Annotated in this window: 4 protein-coding genes, 1 tRNA gene and 1 pseudogene; 5 read left to right on the forward strand and 1 reads right to left on the reverse strand. The window is 53.1% G+C overall.

The annotated features are described in order from the left end of the window. Positions 1 to 369, reverse strand: a pseudogene (locus LUZ64_RS38165) (transposase); the annotation flags it as partial. 677 nt (positions 370 to 1,046) lie between these two features. On the opposite strand from LUZ64_RS38165, the gene LUZ64_RS36325 reads away from it, so the two are divergent. The 5 genes from LUZ64_RS36325 to LUZ64_RS36335 all read left to right on the forward strand — a co-directional run bounded on the left by LUZ64_RS36325 (position 1,047) and on the right by LUZ64_RS36335 (position 4,376). After that, on the forward strand, positions 1,047 to 1,400 hold the full coding sequence (locus LUZ64_RS36325) for a WhiB family transcriptional regulator (RefSeq protein WP_095579103.1): 354 nt from the start codon (positions 1,047 to 1,049) through the stop codon (positions 1,398 to 1,400). 75 nt (positions 1,401 to 1,475) lie between these two features. Continuing rightward, a tRNA-Leu gene (locus tag LUZ64_RS36330) sits at positions 1,476 to 1,559 on the forward strand. Positions 1,560 to 2,346: 787 nt separating this feature from the next. Then, positions 2,347 to 2,589 carry a helix-turn-helix domain-containing protein gene (locus LUZ64_RS38020; protein WP_372472111.1) on the forward strand — a complete coding sequence of 81 codons (243 nt, stop codon included), beginning with the start codon at positions 2,347 to 2,349 and terminating at the stop codon, positions 2,587 to 2,589. Between the two features lie 315 nt (positions 2,590 to 2,904). Next, positions 2,905 to 3,309 (forward strand): cytidine/deoxycytidylate deaminase family protein, encoded by a 405-nt coding sequence (locus tag LUZ64_RS38025; protein WP_095579101.1) that lies wholly within the window; start codon positions 2,905 to 2,907, stop codon positions 3,307 to 3,309. A gap of 122 nt (positions 3,310 to 3,431) precedes the next feature. Further along, positions 3,432 to 4,376 carry an aldo/keto reductase gene (locus LUZ64_RS36335; RefSeq protein ID WP_095579100.1) on the forward strand — a complete coding sequence of 315 codons (945 nt, stop codon included), beginning with the start codon at positions 3,432 to 3,434 and terminating at the stop codon, positions 4,374 to 4,376. Positions 4,377 to 4,671 lie beyond the last annotated feature (295 nt).

Genomic DNA, 4,671 nt, shown 5'->3' on the forward strand with positions numbered 1-4,671 from the left:
GCCAGCGGTGAGCCGCCGGCCCCTTGGCCAGTTCGGCTTCGAGCACCGCGACCAGTGCCTCGCTCAGCTTCGGTCGTGCCGCCGATCCCCGACTTCACAGGGCCAGCTCGCCGCCCTCGTGGCAGTTCTCGGTGCGATCGGTGGTGCCGGAATACTGCCCGCTGCACCCGGCAGAGGTGGTGCCCTTCTTGACGAAGCCCGTGTCGTCGATGACGAGCACCCATCCGTCTTGTCCAAGGTGCTCGGCGACGTATTTCTGGAGGTCATCGCGGACACATCGGCGTTCCAGTTCGCCGTGTTCAGCAGCCGCTGGAATCCGTTCGGAGTGCGGCGCCCCGGCGAATTAAGCCAGCTGTTACTCGCTTTTACGGCCGAGGGGAGCGTGTAGCCCCGACCTCCACCCCGCGTCTGATCGTTGCCAGGGCCCACGTGATACCTCGAAGAAGGTGACGCCGCTGACCCACTCCGGCAAGCCTACGCGCGTCGACGTCTCCTTAACTCAGCTGTCAGGGCATCTTCCTGGACAGTAGGGGGCTGGATTGACCGAGAAGGATTGAATTCGAAGAGATGTTCCTATCAACTAGTAAGTCCTTCTCCGTAGCCATATGACCGCTCTGGCGCCATGCCTGACTGAGGTTCGACCATGTCACGATAAGAGTATTGCTTATGGCGGGTGCTATGAGAACCAGAAACATAACTGAGAGGCGCAGGACCGCGCCGACTCTACCCTCATTTGGCGTAGAGGTTTCTTCAACTTTCCGAACTGAACATTGACCCTGCGCCCACTGGAATTTGCGCCGCAGTTGGTAACTTCGGCTCGATAATTGTCGAAGTTGACCGATAACTTGCAGAGGGCGACACATTAAGGATCGTTGCACTCTTCCCGATAACTGTGGTTGCCTCTAAAACCGCAGGCCGGCAGAGTCTTGTCGAAGGCGATCTACGAATAGGCCGACAATCGGTCGGCAGTGGCACACAAGTTTAGGATGCACGGCACGAAGCGTTCAATTCATCAAGTATTAATTTTCGGTAGAATTACAGGCAAAATGATTTTTCAAGATAGAGACACATTAGACTCTGCTCCGCCTTTCTGGGATCGTCTTTGGCGACATCGAGCGGCATGTGCCGGGCGAGACACGCGCCCGTTTTTTTCCCCTGATACTTCGCCACTACTTAAAGAGGCGCTTGGCACGTGTTTACGCTGTCCTGTTAGTACAGAGTGCCTTGCTTTTGCGCTCGATGAAAGAATCCCTTATGGTATTTATGGCGGCGCACGGGCAAATTGGCGGAGAGCGTTACTAATCAGGCGGCCGGATGTGAAATCCTGGTCGGATCTACTAGCGAATGCCCGCGCAGAACATTATCGGAAGAACCCGCACCCTCGCTCTGGGCAGCGTTAAGGTTTTCGGAGGCTTTAGCGGAATATTTCTATCACGTGCATCTATTTTACAACAGGGTCATTAAAAATATCCATTGAGCGAGTGGCGCAACAGGCTAGACGCAGCGGACTTAAAATCCGTAGCCCAAGTGGCATGTGGGTTCGAATCCCACCTCGCTCATTTTTCGCAGGAGTCCCATAATGTCAGATTGCCTCGTCTGCCGTGAATATTTTTCGGGGGAAGACACGCGTGTGCAGGTATGTTCAATCTGTAGCTCTCGTGTCCAAAAGGCGCTCGAGGCTCTTCCTAGGCTATATGTGGAATTATATGTAGAGCCTTTATCCGGCCGCCGGTGGGTAACAGAACGCCTTGAAGGCCCGCGAGCCTGGAAATACCGAAGAAATCCTGACCCTCTCTCACTTGATCTGATTGACCACGCCGAGCTCTGCGTTGACGCAGTATTTGAGTGGGCTGCTAGCACCCTACCTGAATGTCTCGTTCAGGCCCCGACTGCGTCGGGTCCTTTGCTGCAGCACTTATGTCATGCTCTTTCTCGGAATCTGCCTCATATAGTGGCTAATGCACAGGAGGGGGCATACGCGAGGCAGGTATGTGTCGTTCATGAGCGTGCTCGCCGTCTGTTGGGACAAGAAGAAATATATAAACGCTTGGAGACTCCATGCCCTATTTGTGGTTTACGGTCGGCATTCTCTAAAGGAGATGGGGAGATCATCTGTAATTCGTGCGGCTCGCGATGGCAAGCCAATTCTCAATAGCTTCTCGGCGTACGGTTACACACTAGAGAGTCGACCTCATTATGTTATGTAGCATATATAAGACTGCAGGAATTTCGGTTTGATTGCTATCAATCTTCTTTACTTAGTGGTGTACTACCGTTAGAGGAGATATTATGGCCAGTCGTTTTGCTCTCCGTAATGAAGAGATTTTCGCCTTCTTCGGCAGGGCGATGAGCTCACCTCAAGACCGATTGCTAACCACAGTGGAAGCAGCAGAGGCGGCAGGAGTAACTCCCGCGTGCATCCGGCAGTGGGCGCGACGAGGATACATTAGGCCAATTGCACGGATCGGCAAGAGGAATCTGTACAGAGAAGATCACGTGCTACGTGCCGAACGAGATCGCCGCGTAGAAGCCACCAGTGCTGTCAAACCTGCAAATGGGTTTAGCGCCTTGAATTTCCTGGACCAGTGATTCCAATAGCAACATGCGCCAGAAAGTGTCCAGATATCCTATTCCCGCCCCGAGCTTGCTATCTTAGGTGAGTGTCATCATTATGTTCGCAATATTCACATTGTCGTTTTTGGTGTCCCTAATGGGGGTAACTCCAGTACTTATTGCCCTATGCAATACCCCTCAACCGTTAGATTGACCCATTTAAAGTTCCACCCTATATAGGCCACTCGACCAGGTGTTTCAATCTCCGTTATCTCGCGAATTTTAAATTTTACTCAATCCAAGCTTCCTAGTACTAGCGGGAGCTATTAGTGAATCCTTGTCGGGTATCTCATGAGCAACTATTTGAACTTGGCTATCAGACAGGCGAGCAAGTCTCAATGCCGCTTTAAGGTCGGTGCTGTTCTGACCAAGGGTGGACGTATCATGGGGCATGCATGCAACCATCGCCGAAATTTACCGAGCACTGATTTTCGACACGCCACCTTCCATGCCGAGGAAGTTCTGATACGCCGCATCCGAATGTCTCGTGGTTCGGTGATTCACGTAGCGCGAGTCAATAGAGCCGGCTCTCCCTTACTGGCTCGCCCTTGCCTACGATGCCAGCAAACTCTCGCTGCTAGTGGCGTAGTCCGAGCGTATTACACAACTGGTTCTGGATCTGGATTATTGCGTTTTGGGCGGGATGCTGCCTCTGCGGGCATCGCATCCCATTCAGTGCTTTTCGACGAATGTTAGCTTCGTGGCAATAGAATAGTGATTCAGATTCCTTGTCTTGGCGATTCGAGGAACGGCAGACGCTCCTCGATCTTCGAGGAATATCAGAAATATTCTGACCCTTAGCGGAAGGTGTATAGAACGTGGCTACCTCGCGCCCTAGCCTGATCGGCACAATGCCTTACCGCCGAAGCGGGAAAAGCGGGCTTCATCTTCCGGTTATTTCGCTCAGTATCGGTCGGGAATTTGCTGCTCAGCGCCCAGAAGTTCGTAACAGACTCCTCGAGTACTCTATCGATGCCGGTATCACTCACTTCGATTTGAATCTGTCTTGCCTCTCGAAAGGAGTTATCGACCAAATCATCGGAAGGCTCCTCTCCAGGAGAGAGGAGCTAGTTCTATCTACCAGGATTGGCTTCGGGTCATCGCCTGGGCCTTTGATCGGATACGGATCGCGCAAATATTTGCTCTCCTCGCTTGACAGGCTATTGCAATCTACCGGCCTGGACTATATTGATGTTTGCTTGGCCCACAGATATGATCCAAATACACCTGTTGAAGAAACTTCCACCGCTTTGGCTGATGCTGTTCGTCAAGGCAAGGCTCTTTATGCAGGACTTTCCTCCTACGCGCCCGCAGTGGCCTATAGGGCTGCAGAGGTATTGCGGGATCTCCGTGCCCCTCTCGCCTTTTGTGAAGCATCGTATTCATTGCTGGATCGGTGGGTGGAAAATGGACTCCTTGATGTTCTTCAGCGTCAGGGAATCGGATTTGTCGCCGGCGCGCCTCTCGCTCACGGGACGCTCGTCGACCATCCAACCTTCCATGGGCATGGCCAGGGATCATTTCTCGGTGATGAGGTATCTGCGTTGAGGGCATTGGCCAGTATGTCTGTAAGCCGTGGTCAATCCCTGTCGCAGCTTGCTATCAGCTGGCTATTGCGTAACTCAAGCGTGACTTCGGTATTGATGTCCACCAGAAACCTTGCCCACTTGGCTGAAAATTATGAATCTCTGAGTAGACTTGACTTCACTCCCGCAGAAGAAGGAAAAGTTAACGAGAGTGTCAATTCTCTGTTGAACGCATGAGGGAGACGGGATAACGATGCTACCAGGCTGTGGTGTTGAGACGTCAGACATCTCGATCAACAGCCCGAGGGCCTCGCCTGTTACGAGCCTGCCGCCATCACCCGATCAGTAGCCACTCTGAAGATCCTTAGGGCTCGTAACAGGATGATGAACGGGTCTTCTTGAGGCGCCTCGGGCGGTTGGGGCCGCAGGCCAGCGAGAGGAACGTGTTGTGGGGTTCGGTTCGGTGCTCCCTGCGGATGGCGGGGCGTTTGAACTGGTGGAGCAGGGCGAAGGTCTGTTCCACGGCGTAGCG

The organism is Streptomyces albireticuli, from assembly GCF_021228125.1.
In the GTDB taxonomy this organism is placed as follows: Bacteria; Actinomycetota; Actinomycetes; order Streptomycetales; family Streptomycetaceae; genus Streptomyces; species Streptomyces albireticuli.

What these genes read in the sequence shown, in the direction of transcription:
- LUZ64_RS36325 (WP_095579103.1), top strand. Translation starts at nt 1,047, where the DNA reads ATGATTTTTCAAGATAGAGACACATTAGACTCTGCTCCGCCTTTCTGG.
- LUZ64_RS38020 (WP_372472111.1), top strand. Translation starts at nt 2,347, where the DNA reads ATGAGCTCACCTCAAGACCGATTGCTAACCACAGTGGAAGCAGCAGAG.
- LUZ64_RS38025 (WP_095579101.1), top strand. Translation starts at nt 2,905, where the DNA reads ATGAGCAACTATTTGAACTTGGCTATCAGACAGGCGAGCAAGTCTCAA.